This window comes from Thermodesulfobacteriota bacterium (assembly GCA_040753795.1).
Taxonomy (GTDB): Bacteria; Desulfobacterota; Desulfobacteria; order Desulfobacterales; family Desulfosudaceae; genus JBFMDX01.
In genome coordinates, this window is the sequence record JBFMDX010000006.1 from 205,358 (window position 1) to 223,570 (window position 18,213).

Below are 18,213 nucleotides of genomic sequence, written 5' to 3' on the forward strand. Positions count from 1 at the left end.
GTCTGCTGGTAATGTTCCCGGAAATGCTTTTCATCTGAAAGGCCAAGGGCGCCCATGATATCGCGGCGAGGCATTTCCCCATCAAAAACAAAAAGCATACTTTGAACTTCGGGGGTGACTTCGGGGGTGTCTGCAGCAACCGCTTCTTCCGACTCCACCTTCGGCCTTGGGAAAATCACCGTAAACCAGTGTTCGGACACCTCAATGAGCGGCTCATCCACTCCGTACTCCCGGCACAAATTGCGAATGCGTTTGATGCCGGAACCGATATGCTCCACCGTGGGTGGCACCGGCAACTCGTTGCCGGTGTTCGAAGAACAAGAGGCAATGCAGCAGAAGGCTTCAGCCTTCCAGAACCACGGGGACACCTTGTCCTCTTAAGGTGTCCCCGAATTCTGGGAATTAAGTATGGTGTCCCCGGAATTGTGTCCGGAATTGTCGGAATTGTTAGTTTGTAAAAAATACTTTGCATAATACATATTTTTATTATATAAAGTAAAATATGTTTAACAAAGATATAGAAATCGAGTCGCTTTTAAAACAGCTCGGACAACGCCTGAAAGAAGCACGTCTGGCCCGGAACGAAAGCCAGGCGTTGTTCGCCCAACGGATCGGCCTGACCCGTCAGTCGTACAGCCGGATGGAAAAGGGATCGCCACAGACGCTGATCGGCAACTGGATTGCTGCCAGCAGCATCCTTGGCCGGCTTGACGATTGGAAGGAAATTCTGGCCGAAAAGGAAGATCTGTTTGCAAAATATGAAAAAAAGAGCAACCAACGGCAACGGGCCGGCACCAGGAGAAATCAACGCAAATGATCCGACTTGATGCCTGGCTGACATTACCATCAGGGAAAAGTGTCAAGGCGGGCAGCCTGGTTGTCGCTGATCCGGACACTGCCGGGGGTGGACGGTTGCAGGGACAGTTCCGTTACATGCCCGGATACCTGGAACAGCCCGGGGCCTTTGCACTCGACCCCCTGAACCTGCCTTTGTCCGCGGAAATTTTTAATGCCGACCGCCCCCGTGCCGGCGTTCATGGCGTTTTTGAAGACAGCCTGCCGGATGACTGGGGTCGGCGGCTCATGATCCGCCGTTACAATCTGAAACGTGATGAAGAGCGTGTCCCCAACCTGTTACGGCTGCTGGGCGGCAAGGGGCTGGGCGCGTTGGGCTACGTGGAAGACGGCTCACCCGAACCGGAAACAGCAAGCGTCTCCAGCCGGCACTTGCAGGAACTGGCATTGCTCGCGGAAAAATTCGAGCAGGAACCCGCTGCCGCAACCGACGATGAATTTTCCCTCTTGTTTCAGGCCGGCAGTTCGCCCGGCGGGGCCAGGCCCAAGGCCCTTGTCGCGGATGAAAGCGGTTCCTATCTGGCAAAATTCGCCAGCGCCAGGGACCGACTGGATGTGGTAAGCCTGGAGGCTGCCGCCATGGAACTGGGCCGCCGGGCCGGAATAGAAACGGCCGAGACCAGGCTCATGCCCCTGGGTAAAGCCGGGAAATGCCTGCTGGTGAAGCGGTTCGATATCAATGCCACAGGCGGTCGTAACCACCTGATCAGCATGCAGACACTGCTCAGGGCCGATGACTATTACAATGCCGGCTACCGCGATCTGGCCGAAGTGATCCGGCACATTTCATCACAACCCGCCCAGGACCTTTACCGGCTATACCGGCAGATGGTCTTCAACGTGCTGATCGGCAACACCGATGATCACCTTAAAAACTTCCTCATGCTGCATGATGACGACGGCTGGCGCTTGAGCCCCGCCTTCGACCTGATACCGAATATCGGTTTAAACCGGGAACATGTGCTGCGAATCGGCCTGGATTCAAGACCGCCGAATTTTGAAACACTGCTGACCGAATCAAAGTTCTTTGGAATCAAAAGACGGCAGGAAGCACTAAATACAATTATGGAAATTAATGCGGCCGTCTTGCAATGGCCCGACATTTTCAGAGAATGCCGGGTACCGGCAAAGGATGCTGAAAATATCGGGAATGATATCAGACAGCGAACTCGGATAACGGTTTCATGATAATATTCAGAATGTCAGAGAACCGCGTCATCCTGGACCCCGATCCAGGATCCAGTACAATATTATCACCCAATTCATCATAGTCTAGTGTGCACTAAATAAGTATACTGTCCCCGGAATTTAAAACGAATGACAACATATTGAAATCATTATTGACTATATTAATGCTGGCTTTTATTGCCGGGGGGTTTCAGGGGTGTTCCTTATTGAAGGTTAAACCTGAAAAGGTTGACGGGTCAGCGCTTAAAAAACTGTCTGTGAGCCGGTATCCTGAATTTACGGATGATATGAACTACGACGGATTAAAAGAGGCCATTCAGGAAAGTCTGACATATCTGAAAAAACTTCCGCCTGATCGCAAGTTCCGGTTTGACGAAGATGTGTATGATACACAGCATATGATTAAGACCCTGGCGCTTTTGGGGGACTTCCTGGGATATGCGCCATCAAAAGAAACGCTGAACAAATTTATCCGGTCCTGCTTTCAGGTGTATAAGGCCCGTGGCCGTAAAGAAACCGGGGATGTTCTTTTTACCGGATACTATGAACCCGCACTTGAGGCAAGCGCATCGCCAGGCCCGGCGTTTCCTTATCCTGTTTTTGCACGCCCGGAGGATCATGTTGTTATTGATCTCTCCCGGTTTGGTCTCCGTTTCAAGGGGGAGGAGAAAATCGTTGGGCGGGTTACGGATGACAGAACAATCATTCCTTACTATGACCGCAGGGAAATAAATGAGGGCCGGCTTGCCGGCAAAGTTCACCCCCTGGCTTATGTGAAGGATCGGGTGGATCTTTTTTTTCTCCAAATACAAGGGTCCGGGAAACTCTATATTGACGGCGGGGCCCCTTTTTACCTTCACTATCATACGACAAACGGTCATCCCTATAAAAGTATCGGCGCCTTGCTGATCCGTGAAGGCAAAATTGCCAGGGAAGAGATGTCCATGCAGAAGATCAGGTCCTATCTTCGTGAACATCCGGATGAGGTTGATGATGTGCTGAACTATAATCCGAGTTATGTGTTTTTTAAGCTGAACAAAGACGGGCCCTGCGGCTGTTACGGAACAAAAGTGACTGCCGGAAGATCGGTAGCGCTGGAAAAAGGGATATTCCCGGCCGCTGCCGTGGGATTTATGACCTCTCAAAAACCTGTTGTAGATGCCGCGGGTAATATCAGCAAATGGCAGGATTTCAGCCGCTTTGTGCTGAACCAGGATACGGGCGGCGCCATCAAGGGGCCGGGCCGGGCGGATCTGTTCTGGGGCGATGGCCCGTATGCTGAAATCGCAGCCGGATATTCGCAGCACCCGGGCGAGCTCTATTTTTTTATCTTAAGGGCGCCCGCCCTCCCCTTACCATAAACGACCGGATTCTCCAGCTACTCAGGACCTGGATAAAATCGAAATCCCGGAAATCCCGGGGACAGTATATCTATTTCATATTCAACATGACCGAAATAAGTTTACTGTCCCCGGATTTTCCTATTCCTTTTTCTTTCCTGCCAGCAACCGTCTCCCCCTGTCGGTCAGCCGATATTTCTGTTTGCTGCTACGCGGTTTGTCGGGAATGGTCATCTCTATCAGACCCAGCCGGATCGCGGTCTGCTGGTAATGTTCCCGGAAATGCTTTTCATCTGAAAGGCCAAGGGCGCCCATGATATCGCGGCGAGGCATTTCCCCATCAAAAACAAAAAGCATACTTTGAACTTCGGGGGTGACTTCGGGGGCCACTTCGGGGGTGGCTTCGGGGGTGCCTGCAGCAACCGCTTCTTCCGACTCCACGCCCGGCCTTGGGAAAATCACCGTAAACCAGTGTTCGGACACCTCAATGAGCGGCGCATCCACTCCGTACTCCCGGCACAAATTGCGAATGCGTTTGATGCCGGAACCGATATGCTCCACCGCCTCCATGCGGTAAAGCATGCCGAACAACAGGGGGTTGCGCGGAATGCTCTTAACGCCCAGATCGGCCTCGGTCATGCCGGCGGGCAATCCCCCGGGGCTGACGATTTCCACCCGGTCTTTGAAAATATACATCTGCACATTGGCCGTGGACCGGTAATCGCGATGCACCAGCGCGTTGACCACCGCCTCACGCAGGATTATGGTGCCAGTATATTCATTTAACCGGAAATAAGTATACTGGCACCGTAATTCTATTCTTCTTGCGACCAGCCTTTTAACTGCCCTCCCGCCATTGTTACCGAGTCTGCAATCAGCGCTCTTAAATCGAACAGGAACTTGTTCGCATCAGGCCCCGGCATCTCATTGGGAATAGGAGCCGCTTCCTCGTAGATGGTAATCACATCTCTGGCTCTGGTTCTTGTTGAACCAATGCCCCGGTGCTCGTAAGCACTGACCCATTCCCGCACACGCTCTTCTAACACCCTGCGTCTTGACATGTCGTGGAGGCGGGTAAAAACCTCCTTTTTGACGGCATCCACAGCATCAATACGAACCTGATCAGCCTCCGGCGGAGCCGATGGTGTCCACCCTAGGGGATTTGAAAGGAACTGGCTGACATGAATTTGCAGAAGCCGGATGAGGTCGGCCACGGGACGCAGCGTATCGTATTCGTCCACCTTGAAAATGCCCAGTCGACGAGAAAGGGCTTTGATCCGTGTCCAGTGTTCAGGTCTGACGCCCGCAATCGACCCCATTCCTAAAATTCCTTTCCATCTTTCATGAAACTCTTGCGCGGCTTTCTGTATGGCAAGCACAAGGTTGGCAACATCATATATCGGATGGTATGCCACTGGTTCGGCTGGAATGATGGACGCTTCGATGGCCTCCAAAAATCGGTTCAATTCGGACAGGGTGAATTTAGCCGAACCAGGAACCCGTTTCTGAATGTTGGACAAAAACACAAGACGCTTCGGAATGAGATTGCGGAGAGCGGATTCGGTCTCACGACCGTAATTTTTGCCGATGGCATGAACCGCATTATCAAAGGAGCCGACAACATGGTCTTTCTTGGCGGCGTTCCCTCTTAGGTTGTCTCCCGTGACCTCATCGAAATGGGTGAAAGCTAAAATCAATTTTGATTCATGGCCACTGATTACCAAGGATTCAAGTGCGGCATAAGGTCCCGCCTGCATAGGCTGTGCGGCGTTATCCACCAGCACGATCGCGTCCGCGATCCGGAACCTGCTGGTAACGGATGTGGGCAGGCTGGAAGTGCTGTCTGCGGTATGCCCGATGCCTTGACCGTCCATAATTGCCAGCTTGGGCACGTTTCCTTTTCTCCATTCCGGACAGAAAGGCCCTGCAACGCGGATGCCTTCTACAAGTGGTGTCATCAACCGTCCGAAATGTGGTGCATAGTTGCTGGAAAAGCGGTTAACCACGCGAATGAATTGGGTACGATTCGCATCCTGATGGGTCCACTTAATAGGCCAACCGTCCTTGCCCCGGACAATTTCGCCTTCCGAAAGGTAGGCAAAGCGGCTTTCCACATCATCGAGGATGGTGTCCACGAGTTGATGAAATCGTTCCATATTAAGGAGTTGGTCCTCCACCAGTTCCTGAAGGGTCTCGCGCTCGTCCCGCGTGGCTTCGGCCATTTTTATGTCCAATTCACCAGCCGTCTTTTCCATCACAGACTCAGCCTTTTTCACGAGTTGGTCGATTTCATGAAGATAGGCTTTGAGAGTGCTGAGCAGTTTTTCCCGCGCGGCATCATCCAGGCCATCGTCTTCAAGAGCGCTTGATCCGGTTTCATCATCCAGGTCATCATCTTCGAGTTCATCCGCACCAGTTGATAGGAGTAGTGTCGGGCTGCCCAAAACATAGCTCAACCGGAATCGCTGTTCGCTGTGCTCAAGAAAACGACGAACGACATCTTGTTCGGACGCTCCATCCACTTTACTGACAACCGCTGCAAGGACGCATTCGGCAATATATTGACGGACCCGATCCCGAGGGATGAAGGTGACCACAGCTCTCAGCGGCCCCTCGTCCAGGATGATTTCAATATCGCATGTCGTCGTTTTAGCGGCTGAAATCGAAGGGAATCGTTCGTGGTCCGGGTCGGTGCCTAAAAGCTGTCTTACAATGGTGGTTTTTCCGGCGCCGGTGGTTCCAACAAAAAGAATCCGCGCATAACCATCGGAAGAATCGTTCCCACCGGGTAGGGGGATGGCTTCTTCCCGGACAGTCCAGGGATCAAAAGATGTCGGCAGCATGGGATCATAAAATGCCCCGACGATTTTTGCATCAAAGCGCTGAGCCACAGCCTCACGGCTGGACAAACTCCACCAGGCTGGTTCCTCAATAATCTGATTTAATTGGTCTACAAGAACCTGAGCCTCCGTTTGTTCAGATGTGCCCAAACCACGCCGAACGCGCAGTTTTTGCTTCCCATCCGGCCCCAGGCAGACCGGATGGCGAAAAATTACGCACCAGCTAAGCCTGCCTTTACTCAAAGTCGCTCTTGCTTTTCCATCACTCATGATACACCTCCAATGTTGTTCCTTGTTGTTCCACGGGACGATAATAACCCTGTCTTTTGGGGCTGTCAAGTATTTTTCGGAACAACGCGGAACAACAACAAAGAAGATGAAATTATAAACGATTTCCAGGTTGATTGGCCTGCAAAATTGATTGCGAAATTCTGCGCGGATGATATAACATCTGTTATCATGTTCATCATTACCTTTGGATATCATCGACAGGAAGACCAATGAAACTTGCTCATCCGGATTACGCGGCTTTGGTTAAAGAAGTGCGCCGTCAACTTGCCATCAGCCAGGAGGATCTGGCCCGCGAGCTTGGGGTGAGCTATGCCACGGTCAACCGCTGGGAGAACGGCCAGGCCAGGCCGTCCAAGCTGGCCCGGGCACAGCTGGATGCCTTCTGCGACAGAATGACGGCACGGGGGATGCTCGAACTGCCGCAAAGCACCAAATAAACCGCCCCATCACGAACGGTTTTTAAACCGAATGGGCGTTATTTACAAAGGAACGGGGGATGAATCAGGAGACCCACTCACAGCTCGCTAATTTCATCTGGAGCATCTGCAACCTGCTGCGTGGCCCTTATAAGCGCAATGAGTACCGGAAAGTGATTCTTCCGCTAACCGTTTTAAGACGGTTCGACTGTCTTCTTGCCCCGACCAAGGAGCGGGTGCTCAAAGAGCATGCGCGGATCAAGGCCAAGCCCGAAAGCGTGGTGCGCAGCCTGCTGGAGAAAATCACCGGCCGGCCGTTTTATAATCTGTCCAAATTCGATCTGCCCAGACTGCTCGACGACCCCAACCAGCTCGCTCCGAACCTGAACAGCTATATCAACGGATTCTCCAAGAACGTGCGGCAGATCATGGAGCGCTTTGCCTTTGACCAGCAAATCACCCGCATGGCCGAGAAAAACCTGCTCTATGAAGTCATCAAGGCCTTTTCCCGGATCGACCTGTCCCCGGAACGGGTGGACAGCATGCAGATGGGCTATGTGTTCGAGGAGCTGATCCGGATCGGCGCCGAGCAGTCCAACGAAGAAGCGGGCGAACACTTTACTCCCAGGGAGGTCATCAAACTGATGGTCAACCTGCTGCTGTCTCCGGAAAAGGATCTTGGCCGCAGCCACGTGGTCAAAACCATCTACGATCCGGCTTGCGGCACCGGCGGCATGCTTTCGGTGTCCGAGAACTACATTCTGGCCCTGAACCGCAAGGCCAATCCCCTGCTGTTCGGTCAGGACTGGAACGACGAGGCCTGGGCCGTGTGCAAATCCGACATGCTCATCAAGGGCGAGGATGCGGACAACATCCGGCTCGGAGACACTTTTACCAAGGACGGGTTTGACCGGGACGCCCAGGGCAAAAAGATCACCTTCGACTACATGCTGGCCAACCCGCCCTTTGGCGTGGAGTGGAAACAGCAGGCCCGCTACATCCAGCAGGAGCATGACACCCTGGGCTACGAGGGCCGCTTCGGCGCCGGGTTGCCGCGCATCAACGACGGCTCCCTGCTCTTCCTCCAGCACATGCTCTCCAAGATGCGGGCGCCGGGCGAAGGCGGCAGCCGCATCGCCATCGTGTTCAACGGCTCGCCGCTGTTTACCGGCGATGCCGGCAGCGGGGAGAGCAACATCCGCCAGTGGATCATCGAAAACGACTGGCTGGAAGCCGTGGTGGCCCTGCCGGACCAGCTTTTTTACAACACCGGCATTTTCACCTACATTTGGGTGCTCACCAACCGCAAGGAGCCGGAGCGCAAGGGCAAGGTCCAGCTCATCGACGCCCGCCAGTTTTTTGTAAAAATGAAAAAAAGCCTGGGCAACAAGCGCAACAAGATCGGCGACGTGGACGAGGACGAGTCGGACCAGATCGGCGACGTTACCCGCGTCTTCGGACAATTTCAGGACAACGAAACCCGCACTTTTGCAGTCAACGGCGGAAAAAAGACCCTGGTGGTCGGCAAGATATTTGACAACGCCGACTTCGGCTTTCACAAGATCACGGTGGAGCGGCCCCTGCGGCTCAACTTTCAGGCCAATGCCGAACGTATGGCCCGGCTGGAAAACGAAACTGCTTTCAAAAATCTGGCCGACAGCAAGAAGAAAAACGAAGCCGCTCGCCTGCGGGAAATCGAAGCCGGACAGCAGCGGCAGGAAGAGATCCGATCCCTGCTACTGGCCTTTGCTGAAGTCCATGGGGAAACGATGTACAAAGACCGCAAGGCGTTTCTCCTCGATCTTCGGGAAATCGACCGCAAGCGGGGCGTGCGTCTGTCCGCCGCCGAACTCAAGGCCGTGCTCAGCGCCCTGGGCGAACGGGACGAGACCGCCGAAATTTGCCGGGACAAGCAAGGCAATCCGGAACCCGACCCGGAGCTGCGCGACACGGAAAACGTGCCCCTCAAGGAGAGCATCGAGGCCTATTTTAAACGCGAGGTCCTGCCCCATGTGCCGGACGCCTGGATTGACCACAGCAAAACCAAGGTCGGCTACGAAATCCCCTTGAACCGCCACTTCTATTGCTACGAGCCGCCCCGGGATCTTTCTGAGATCGAAGCGGACATCAAGACCCTGGAAGGCGAGATCCTGGCCCTGCTCAAAGAGGTGACGGCGTGAAGTACAGGGCATATCCGAAATACAAGGACAGCGGGGTCGAGTGGCTGGGAAAGGTGCCGGAGCATTGGGATGTAAAAGCAATAAAGTGGGAAACCCCTGTCCAACGCGGAGCGTCGCCAAGGCCGATAGATGATCCGATCTATTTTGATGATGAAGGAGAATATGCCTGGGTTAGAATTTCTGATGTGACTTCTGCTGGTATGTATCTGAGAAACACGACGCAACGTCTTTCAGAGCTTGGGAGTTCATTGAGTCTGAAGCTTAATGATGGGGAAATCTTTTTAAGCATTGCTGGATCAGTTGGAAAGCCATGCATCACTTCCATAAAATGTTGTATCCATGATGGGTTTGTCTATTTCCCGAAGTGGAAGGGGGACAAGAGGTTCCTGTTTTATCTTTTTGAATGTGGTGAGCCATATAAAGGATTGGGGAAGCTTGGAACACAGTTGAATCTGAATACCGACACCGTGGGTTCGATTGTTACAGGGTTTCCTCAATTCCAAGAACAGGTTTCTCTTGCTGATTTCTTAGACCGAGAGACTGACAAGATCGACACCCTTTTGGGGAAAAAGCGAACGCTGATCGAAAAGCTGAAGGAAAAGCGCACGGCCCTCATCTCGCGCACCGTCACCCGCGGTCTGCCGCCCGATGCGGCCCGGGCCGCCGGCCTCGAACCGCATCCCAAACTCAAGCCCTCGGGCGTTGAGTGGCTGGGGGATGTGCCGGAGCTTTGGGAGGTCAAAGCGATTAAATGGGAGACGGCGGTCCAACGCGGAGCCTCGCCAAGACCGATAGACGATCCGATCTATTTTGATGATGAAGGAGAATATGCCTGGGTTAGAATTTCTGATGTGACCTCTGCTGGCATGTATTTAAGAAGCACGACTCAGCGTCTTTCTGATCTTGGGAGTTCACTGAGCGTGAAACTTAATCCTGGGGAAATCTTCCTGAGCATTGCCGGATCAGTTGGAAAGCCCTGCATCACTGTTATAAAATGTTGCATCCATGACGGCTTTGTCTATTTCCCCAAGTGGAAGGGAGACAAGAGGTTCCTGTTTTATCTTTTTGAATGTGGTGAACCATATAAAGGATTGGGGAAGCTTGGAACACAATTGAATCTGAATACCGACACGGTGGGCTCTATTATTGCTGGCTTCCCGCCTTTAATTGAACAAAATGTCATTTGTGATTTTCTGGACCAAGCGACAACGAAAATCGACCAACTCATCGCCAAGGTCGAGGCCGCCATCGACCGCCTTCAGGAATACCGCACCGCCCTGATCACCGCCGCGGTAACGGGTAAAATCGACGTGCGAGGTACCGTCCAATGAACGCAGACCGAAACGAAGCCTACCTGGCCGGGTTGCTGCGCGAGTTGTGCAAGCTGCCCAATGAAACCGAGTGGGTGGAATTCAAGGCCAATTATGCCGATCCCCAGGAAATCGGCGAATACATCTCGGCCCTGAGCAACGCGGCGGCTTTGTGCGGCAAGACCAACGGCTATCTGGTGTGGGGGGTGGACGACGGCGCCCACGACATCACCGGCACGTCCTTCAGGCCCGATCAGGCCAGAAAAGGCGGCGAAGAACTGGAAAGCTGGCTGCTGCGGCTGACCAACCCCCGCATACATTTCCGATTCCATAGCATCGCCTCTGATGGGAAACCGGTCGTCATCCTGGAAATCCCCCGGGCATCCGACAAGCCGGTCGGTTTCAGCGGACAGGAATTTATCCGCGTCGGCTCTTACAAGAAGAAGCTCAAGGATTTCCCCGAAAAAGAACGGGCCTTATGGCGGATATTCGATGCCGTTCCGTTTGAGGAGTTGCCGGCCGCCGAGTGCCTGCCCGACGAAAATGTCCTGCGCCTGCTCGACTACCCGGCCTATTTCGAACTGACAAACCAGAACCTGCCCGCGGACCGCACCGGCATCCTTGCCCGCCTGAAAGATGATGCCATGATCAGCGACTGCGAGGCCGGCGGCTGGAATATCTCCAATATGGGGGCGATCCTTTTGGCCAAGCGCCTGGAAGATTTCAAAACCCTGAAGCGAAAGGCAGTGCGGGTCATTGTTTATAAGGATACCGACAGACTGGAAACGATCCGGGAGCAGATTGGCGGCAGAGGGTATGCCGCGGGATTTGAGGGATTGATCGGATACATCAACAATCTGTTACCCAGCAATGAAGTCATCGGCCGGGCATTGCGACGGGACGTACCGGTCTATCCGGAACTGGCGGTGCGCGAGCTGGTGGCCAACGCCATCATTCATCAGGACTTCTTCATCCGCGGTACCGGACCGATGATCGAAATTTTTTCCGACCGCATGGAAATCACCAATCCCGGAATCCCCCTGGTCAGGACGGAACGGTTTCTGGACAGCCCGCCCCGGTCGCGTAACGAAGCCCTGGCCTCCTTCCTGCGCCGGGCCGGAATCTGCGAAGAGCGGGGCAGCGGCATCGACAAGGTGGTTTTTCAAACCGAGTTCTATCAGTTGCCGGCCCCCCTGTTCGAAGTGACCGACGAACACACCCGGGCGCTGCTCTTTGCCCCGAAACCCCTGAAGGACATGGAAAAAGACGACCGTGTGCGGGCCTGCTACCTGCACGCCTGTTTGAAATATGTCAATCGGGAATTCATGACCAACGCCACGTTGAGGGAGAGGTTCGGGATCGAGCAAAAAAACAGCGCTCTGGCCTCACGGATAATCCGGGAAACCGTCGAACAGGGCCTGATCCGTCTCGGTGATCCGGATGCATCGCGTAAGTATTCAAAATATATACCCTTCTGGGCGTAATCCGCTTGAGGCGGTTTATTTGACGGTTATTTGATGGAACGGCCGGGATCAAACGGAAAAGAATATGACGGATGTCTGTATCTGACTGTAAATACAGTAACAATAAAATTTCTGGCTTATTTGACGGTTATTTGATTGCAAGGGGCGAAAACTCATGAAAACGACCTCTGAAAAAGCCTTCGAGACCACCGTGGAGCAGACCCTTCTGGACCAATCCGGCTGGCATCCCGGTACCAACGCCGAATGGGATGTGGAACAAGCCCTTTTCCCGGCGCGGATATTCGCCTTCCTGCAAGAGACCCAGGCCGATCTTTGGGAGCAGATGCGGGCGCTGCACGGCAATGGATTGGAAGGGCTGCTGATAAATACGCTGGTCAAGGAGCTGAGCACCAAGGGCATGCTCCATGTGCTGCGCCACGGGTTCAAGTTTTACGGCAAGACCTTCCGCATGGCCTATTTCAAGCCGGCCCACGGTCTTAATGAAGAGGTGCTGGCCCTGTATGCCAAAAACCGGCTGTTTGTAAACCGGCAGGCCCTTTGCCACCCCGGCGGCCATGAAACCGTAGACATGCTGTTTTCCTTAAACGGCCTGCCCGTGGCCACCTGCGAGCTGAAGAATCCCGGCACCGGTCAAAGCTGGCGAAGCGCGGTCAGACAATACCAGGAGGATCGGGACCCGCGCGCGCCGCTGTTCGGCTTTAAAACACGCGCACTGGTGCATTTTGCCGTGGATCCGGACGAGGTCCACATGACCACACGGCTGCGGAAAGAAGGCACGCACTTTCTGCCGTTTAACCGCGGCAGCCATCCCGGCCAGGTGCAGTGCGGAGCAGGCAATCCACTACACCCATCCGGTTACCGCACGGGGTATTTCTGGGAGGAGGTCCTTCAGCGGGACAGTTTCCTGGATATTCTCGGCCATTTTATGTTTATTGAAACCAGGGATGAAAAGATCGATGACGGCCAAGGCGGCATGCGACGCCTTACCCTGGAAAAACTGATTTTCCCCCGCTTTCATCAACTGGACGCCGTGCGCCGGATCGTGGATGCCGCCCGCAAGGAAGGGCCGGGAAATAACTACCTGATCCAGCACTCGGCCGGCAGCGGCAAGACCAACAGCATCTCCTGGCTTTCCCACCGGCTGGCCAGCCTGCATGACGCCGGCGACCGGAAAGTCTTTGACTGCGTCATCGTCATCACCGACCGCCGGGTCCTGGACCGTCAACTTCAGGATGCCATTTACCAGATCGAGCATGCCCAGGGCGTCGTTAAACCTGTTGACAAAGATTCCTCGCAACTGGCCGATGCCCTGATCGACGGCACCCAGATCGTCATCACCACCTTGCAGAAATTTCCCTTTGTGCTGCGCGGGTTGCTCAAAGCGGCCGGAGCCGATAGCGCGGAAAAGGCGACGGCTGAAGAAAAGGAACAGGCCCGGCAATGGGAAGCGGCAATTGCGGCCCGCAAATATGCCGTGATCGTGGACGAAGCCCATTCCAGCCAGACCGGCGAAACGGCCCGGGAACTCAAAGCCATTCTGGGCGCGGCCCCCGGCGAAACCGATGAGGGCGAAGCGGACTGGGAAGACCGGTTGAACCAGGTCATGCTCTCCCGGGGCAGGCAGTCTAACTTGAGCTTCTTCGCCTTCACGGCCACGCCCAAGGGAAAAACCATCGAGCTGTTCGGCCGCACCGGGCCGGAGGGAAAACCCGAACCCTTTCATATTTACAGCATGCGCCAGGCTATCGAGGAGCGTTTTGTCCTGGATGTGTTGACCAATTACACCACCTACGGCGTCTACTATCGATTGCTTAAAGAGGCCGAGGATGATCCGGCCCTGCCCAAGAAAAAGACTGCCCGGGCTCTGGCCAAATTCATGAGCCTGCATCCCCATAACATTGAGCAGAAAACCGAGGTGATGGTGGAGCACTTCCGCCGCAACGTCAAACAGCGCATCGGCGGCAAGGCCAAGGCCATGGTGGTGACTTCCTCACGTCTGCATGCGGTGCGCTATATGAAAGCCTTTGAGCGCTACATTGCCGAAAACGGTTATCAGGATATCCGCCCCCTGGTCGCTTTCAGCGGAAAGCTCAAAGACCCGGAAAGCGGCGGCGAGTACACCGAACCGGGCATGAACATCGACGTGGTCAGCGGCAAGCCCATCAGCGAAACCCAGTTGCCCGAACGATTCAACTCACCCGATTATCAGATCCTGCTGGTGGCCAATAAATACCAGACCGGTTTCGACCAGCCCCTGCTGCACACGATGTATGTGGACAAACGCCTGGACGGGGTGCAGGCCGTCCAGACCCTTTCACGGCTAAACCGCATGATTCCGGGGAAAGACGCGCCTTTTGTGCTGGATTTCGTTAACAATGCCGAAGACATCTTCCGAGCCTTCAAGCCCTATTACGACAAGACCGGACTGGCCGAGGTGTCCGACCCGTCCAAGCTCGAAACGCTCAAGCACGAGTTGAATAAGGCCCAAATTTATTACTGGAGCGAGGTCGAGGCCTTTGCTCAGGTGTTTTATAAGCCGGTGGAGCGTCAAAACGCCGCCGACCATGCCCATATGCAACGGCACTTGCAGCCGGCCGTGGACCGGTTCACGGCAGTCAAGGAAGAGGAAAAGCGGCAGGAATTTCGCGATAAACTGAGCGGGTACATTCGCCTGTATGCCTTTTTATCCCAGATCATCCCCTATGCCGATCCGGAACTGGAAATGCTGTACAGCTATGGCCGATTTCTCCTGCCGCATCTGCCCATCGACCGCGATCCGCTGACCATCAAGCTGACCGATAATGTGACGCTTCAATACTACCGCATGGAGCGCATTTATTCAGGGGCTATTGAAATCAGGGAAGGTGATCCCCGGTATGTGAAAAGCCCTACGGATGTCGGCACGGGCAGAGCCAAGGATGAAAAGTTGCCCTTGTCGGAGATCATTCAGGTTCTCAATGAACGCTTCGGAACCAACTTTACCGAGGAAGACCGCCTGTTTTTCCAGCAGATCAAGGAAAAGGCCTGCAAGAGTAATCAGGTCATTCAGACGGCCATGGCCAACCCGCTGGACAAGTTCGTGCTGGGTATCCGCAAAAGAATCGAAGACCTGATGATCGAGCGCATGGCCGAAAATGACAAGATCGTCACCCGATACATGGCGGACAAGGAGTTTCAGGGCGCGGCCTTTCCCATTCTTGCCAGGGAGATTTTCGAGGCCATCCGATCGAAAGATGCGCAGGATTAAGCGGGATTAACAGGCCCTGGCGGCGTACATGACGGCGGAACAATTCGCCCCCAGTGCGACCTGATCTACGCGTCGCCCTTCGGCCCGGTCTGGGCCCCCCTGCTGACCGCAGCCAACCAACTGTTAAAAGAAATGTAACCGCCGGCCACTCATATTAACGAGCTTGACCGGAGGGATTATGGGGACCCCTGAAGAAAGCGTTTTTTCACAGGCGCCAGTTGCTTGGCGTTCTTTGAAAAAAATGCAGAGCACTTTTTATATATATTTATGAAAAAATTCGGTTACTGGCGCCGAAATTCCCCGACGAGATCCCCAGGAAGGTCTCCGCCGATCAGGCATATCAGAATACCAAGCAGAACTCCGACCGTCAAAACGCCCGTATTGAGCACGACAAGGCGTTAAAACGGGTTATTACGGCCCTCTTCGCCGATGATGCCCAGCTTTTCAAACAGTTCCAGGATAACGATTCTTTCCGCCATTAGCTTACGGATACGATTTTTAAGATCACCTATGATGGATGATAACGTAATGCGTGCCGAATTCCGAGCAGGGTCCGAATTGAGGGCAGACGATGTTGAAGCAAACATGGCGCCAGCCAATAGAACTGGCCGATACTGGTAGCAGTAAGAAGGTTGACAACCGGAAGAATGTTTTGGGAATACTCTTTTTCAGAGTGATAAGGAAAGGTGAAGTAGTGAATGCTTTGCCGGAAGGGTTATAATAATTATCGCTTTTTTTTCTTTTTGGTTATGCCGGGCACTATTTGGAAGCCCAGAGTCCAGAAGTCTGAATCAAATGTAAATATTTTATATATTCCAGCCTTTTTCATAATAACCGCACAGAGTGCATCATGATAACTAATGCAATGCTGTGAATATTTTTTTAATATTTTTACTGATTCCTCTTCATCTTTCTCATCAAAAGTGAGTGCTATCATCTTATCATCAGTTAAGAAATTATATATTTCTATGGCTTTCTCATGATAAAAATCATACCTAGATTTTGTGTATGATTCATGAGATGTTTCGTTTAAAACAACCCAGGAAAGACCTTGTGACGATTCAAAAAAAAACTTCGCGTCTTGATAATGCTCGTCATTTGGGTCTTTTAGAGCAATCGCGGCGGAAGTATCAATTAAAACTACGTTTTCAAACGCTACGTTAAATGAAAGCACTTATATCAATTTATCCGGTTAAACGTGCTTTAATTTTTTTACGTACATCTTCGGTAGAGCCACCAGAAAGGACACGAAAAAAATCACCATCGATAACCCGATATTCACCAGCAGGAACTTGTTGTTTAACGCGAGGGATTATAACTTGATACTCTCCGGTAAAATAATTATTCTGGTCATCCGCTGTGGTTGTCGTAAAAAATTCTTCTATAAAGTCACTCATAGCGTAATCCCCTCTTTCTTTTTATTCCGCTGCCATCTTTGACTTGATATCTCGATATTATATCCTATCGGTGCACCCGGGATCAATGGCATTGGTTGACCTGGAGGAAGTTGGACGTTAACATTGTTCGGTATTTTCGAAAAAGGTGTAATGGTCCCCTTTGTAATGAAAATATATCCACATTTGGTAGATTCAACTACACCGCCTGCAAACCTGAAATCCTTTGACAGAGAAGAATTATTTGCTTCTTTTTCCTGTCCTCCGGCCTGGTTATTTTCGGGCTTTTCAGATTTTTTGAAAAACTCTGAAAGAAAAAAAGAATCTCTTAACTGAAAATCCTCCTCATATATTCTTAAAAGCTCATCAACTTTTTTTTCAAGTTGCGCAGAAGCACTCGTTATTCTGTCTTTACCTAGAATCTTTAATGCCTCTTTTCTTGAAATCATATGCAAATGTGAATATGGTTCAACGGTCAGTTGTTTAATTATCTTGTCTAAATCAGCATTGTTTGATGAATGAAAAGACAATAATTCTTTCGCCAATCGCCGAATAAGCTTATGCACACGATACACATTCCCAACAGCTAAGGGGTGTAGCTCTCTAACTAAATCCTCCAGATGAGACTTTAGTAAATTTTTATTTTCTAAAGACATCGGCTCTTGAGTTTCTTCTATACCATATGATTGTAATAAAAAATCTTTATATGCATTTACATCTTCAACACTAATAGACAATCGCTTTTTTGTATCCACTTTATCAATGGGATTGAATTGGTTCCCTGTGCTAGGATCAACCGGGCTCAATTCAGACATCTTTGTCATCACAATATTTTTTGCACCCAAAGCGAAAAGAGTACCAGCGCTATGCGCCCGAAAAGGAACGATAACTTCAAAATTTTTATCAAATTCTCGCACTAAATTTGCAATGGGCCAAACAGAATTGGTGTCACCACCCCTTGTATACAAAAAAATATCAACACCATTTCCGGTTTTACTTTCCTTTAGAATTCTATACAAACAACCCTTTAGATCAGAAGCAAATTGAGTCGAAATTCCAAGCTCTGAAACCTGTGGAAAAGATTGCCTATCAAAATTAAACAAAGAGATTAAAGTTCTGTTACCGCGGAAATCTTCAATCTCTTTCATTAATTCTTTTCGCTCTTTGTATGCCATGATGGGTCCCCTTTTTTTGCATAAATATTAAATATTATAACCGATTGTCAAGGATAATACAAAAAAAACAGTTAATAGTAACCACGACTAATCCCACGGTTTAAATAATAATTACGTATTTATGAATCAAAATTGTTTTATGTCATTCTTTCCAGTATTTTCATCGGCCAGCCACGTCCGCAGGGGCCTGGCGCCGGGGTTTTCTTCCGGCAACAAACGATTAACGTGGGCCATCAGATAGTCAAGGAATTCTGGGGACCATACTTAATTCCCAAAATTACTTATGTCTCGGTCTCACATGTTTCCTTTTGGCCCGGGTTTCCCGGGTTTTAAAAACACATACCATTAAAAACATGGATCCTCCGATCAAGCCGCCTATGAGAAAGTGAGTCAACAAAAAACACTCCTCTATTAGCAAAAATCGTTTTTTGCTCACGGTCTCCGCCTTGCCTTTCCACCAGTGTCTTTTCGCCGAGGTAACGTAACGTAGTTT

The 18,213-nt window shown here is 51.8% G+C and carries 14 protein-coding genes; 8 read left to right on the top strand and 6 right to left on the bottom strand.

The annotated features are described in order from the left end of the window. On the bottom strand, positions 1 to 368 hold a 368-nt coding region (locus AB1724_09935), incomplete at its 3' end, for an ATP-binding protein (protein MEW6078120.1). A 134-nt stretch (positions 369 to 502) separates the two neighbouring features. Between AB1724_09935 and AB1724_09940 the strand changes: the two genes are divergently transcribed. From AB1724_09940 to AB1724_09950, 3 genes are all read left to right on the top strand, one after another. Next, positions 503 to 817: a helix-turn-helix transcriptional regulator gene (locus AB1724_09940; protein ID MEW6078121.1), complete on the top strand. Its 315-nt coding sequence runs from the start codon at positions 503 to 505 to the stop codon at positions 815 to 817. Further along, positions 814 to 2,043: a type II toxin-antitoxin system HipA family toxin gene (locus tag AB1724_09945; protein MEW6078122.1), complete on the top strand. Its 1,230-nt coding sequence runs from the start codon at positions 814 to 816 to the stop codon at positions 2,041 to 2,043. The genes AB1724_09940 and AB1724_09945 overlap by 4 nt, the downstream gene beginning before the upstream one ends. Before the next feature lie 287 nt (positions 2,044 to 2,330). Continuing rightward, entirely contained in the window at positions 2,331 to 3,404 is a 1,074-nt protein-coding gene (locus AB1724_09950; GenBank protein MEW6078123.1) for an MltA domain-containing protein, read from the top strand. Positions 3,405 to 3,524: 120 nt separating this feature from the next. Here the strand turns inward: AB1724_09950 and AB1724_09955 are convergent, their stop codons facing one another. Both AB1724_09955 and AB1724_09960 read right to left on the bottom strand, forming a co-directional pair. Then, the gene (locus AB1724_09955; protein MEW6078124.1) at positions 3,525 to 4,130 is read right to left on the bottom strand and encodes an ATP-binding protein; all 606 of its coding nucleotides are present in this window, start codon (positions 4,128 to 4,130) and stop codon (positions 3,525 to 3,527) included. A gap of 68 nt (positions 4,131 to 4,198) precedes the next feature. Then, complete coding sequence (locus AB1724_09960; protein ID MEW6078125.1) at positions 4,199 to 6,724, bottom strand: hypothetical protein; 2,526 nt, start codon at positions 6,722 to 6,724, stop codon at positions 4,199 to 4,201. On the opposite strand from AB1724_09960, the gene AB1724_09965 reads away from it, so the two are divergent. The 5 genes from AB1724_09965 to AB1724_09985 all read left to right on the top strand — a co-directional run bounded on the left by AB1724_09965 (position 6,724) and on the right by AB1724_09985 (position 15,151). After that, entirely contained in the window at positions 6,724 to 6,951 is a 228-nt protein-coding gene (locus tag AB1724_09965) for a helix-turn-helix transcriptional regulator (GenBank protein MEW6078126.1), read from the top strand. The two genes, AB1724_09960 and AB1724_09965, sit on opposite strands and share 1 nt — an antisense overlap. Before the next feature lie 59 nt (positions 6,952 to 7,010). Next, a complete protein-coding gene (locus tag AB1724_09970; protein ID MEW6078127.1) occupies positions 7,011 to 9,110 on the top strand; it encodes a class I SAM-dependent DNA methyltransferase in 2,100 nt (699 codons plus the stop codon). Then, positions 9,107 to 10,441: a restriction endonuclease subunit S gene (locus AB1724_09975; protein MEW6078128.1), complete on the top strand. Its 1,335-nt coding sequence runs from the start codon at positions 9,107 to 9,109 to the stop codon at positions 10,439 to 10,441. The genes AB1724_09970 and AB1724_09975 overlap by 4 nt, the downstream gene beginning before the upstream one ends. Then, on the top strand, positions 10,438 to 11,904 hold the full coding sequence (locus AB1724_09980; protein ID MEW6078129.1) for an ATP-binding protein: 1,467 nt from the start codon (positions 10,438 to 10,440) through the stop codon (positions 11,902 to 11,904). The genes AB1724_09975 and AB1724_09980 overlap by 4 nt, the downstream gene beginning before the upstream one ends. A gap of 154 nt (positions 11,905 to 12,058) precedes the next feature. Beyond that, the gene (locus tag AB1724_09985) at positions 12,059 to 15,151 is read left to right on the top strand and encodes a DEAD/DEAH box helicase family protein (GenBank protein MEW6078130.1); all 3,093 of its coding nucleotides are present in this window, start codon (positions 12,059 to 12,061) and stop codon (positions 15,149 to 15,151) included. A gap of 724 nt (positions 15,152 to 15,875) precedes the next feature. Here the strand turns inward: AB1724_09985 and AB1724_09990 are convergent. Genes AB1724_09990 through AB1724_10000 form a run of 3 tightly spaced genes read right to left on the bottom strand, consistent with a single transcriptional unit; the run spans position 15,876 to position 17,720 of the window. After that, on the bottom strand, positions 15,876 to 16,325 hold the full coding sequence (locus AB1724_09990) for a PIN domain-containing protein (GenBank protein ID MEW6078131.1): 450 nt from the start codon (positions 16,323 to 16,325) through the stop codon (positions 15,876 to 15,878). A gap of 10 nt (positions 16,326 to 16,335) precedes the next feature. Continuing rightward, entirely contained in the window at positions 16,336 to 16,548 is a 213-nt protein-coding gene (locus AB1724_09995) for a hypothetical protein (protein MEW6078132.1), read from the bottom strand. Then, the gene (locus tag AB1724_10000; GenBank protein ID MEW6078133.1) at positions 16,545 to 17,720 is read right to left on the bottom strand and encodes a hypothetical protein; all 1,176 of its coding nucleotides are present in this window, start codon (positions 17,718 to 17,720) and stop codon (positions 16,545 to 16,547) included. Before AB1724_10000 ends, AB1724_09995 begins: the two co-directional genes overlap by 4 nt. Positions 17,721 to 18,213 lie beyond the last annotated feature (493 nt).

Bases quoted from the DNA above. Each gene is read 5' to 3' on its own strand.
- AB1724_09940 (MEW6078121.1), top strand. From the start codon at position 503: ATGTTTAACAAAGATATAGAAATCGAGTCGCTTTTAAAACAGCTCGGA.
- AB1724_09945 (MEW6078122.1), top strand. From the start codon at position 814: ATGATCCGACTTGATGCCTGGCTGACATTACCATCAGGGAAAAGTGTC.
- AB1724_09950 (MEW6078123.1), top strand. From the start codon at position 2,331: ATGAACTACGACGGATTAAAAGAGGCCATTCAGGAAAGTCTGACATAT.
- AB1724_09965 (MEW6078126.1), top strand. From the start codon at position 6,724: ATGAAACTTGCTCATCCGGATTACGCGGCTTTGGTTAAAGAAGTGCGC.
- AB1724_09970 (MEW6078127.1), top strand. From the start codon at position 7,011: ATGAATCAGGAGACCCACTCACAGCTCGCTAATTTCATCTGGAGCATC.
- AB1724_09980 (MEW6078129.1), top strand. From the start codon at position 10,438: ATGAACGCAGACCGAAACGAAGCCTACCTGGCCGGGTTGCTGCGCGAG.
- AB1724_09985 (MEW6078130.1), top strand. From the start codon at position 12,059: ATGAAAACGACCTCTGAAAAAGCCTTCGAGACCACCGTGGAGCAGACC.
- AB1724_09995 (MEW6078132.1), bottom strand. From the start codon at position 16,548: ATGAGTGACTTTATAGAAGAATTTTTTACGACAACCACAGCGGATGAC.
- AB1724_10000 (MEW6078133.1), bottom strand. From the start codon at position 17,720: ATGGCATACAAAGAGCGAAAAGAATTAATGAAAGAGATTGAAGATTTC.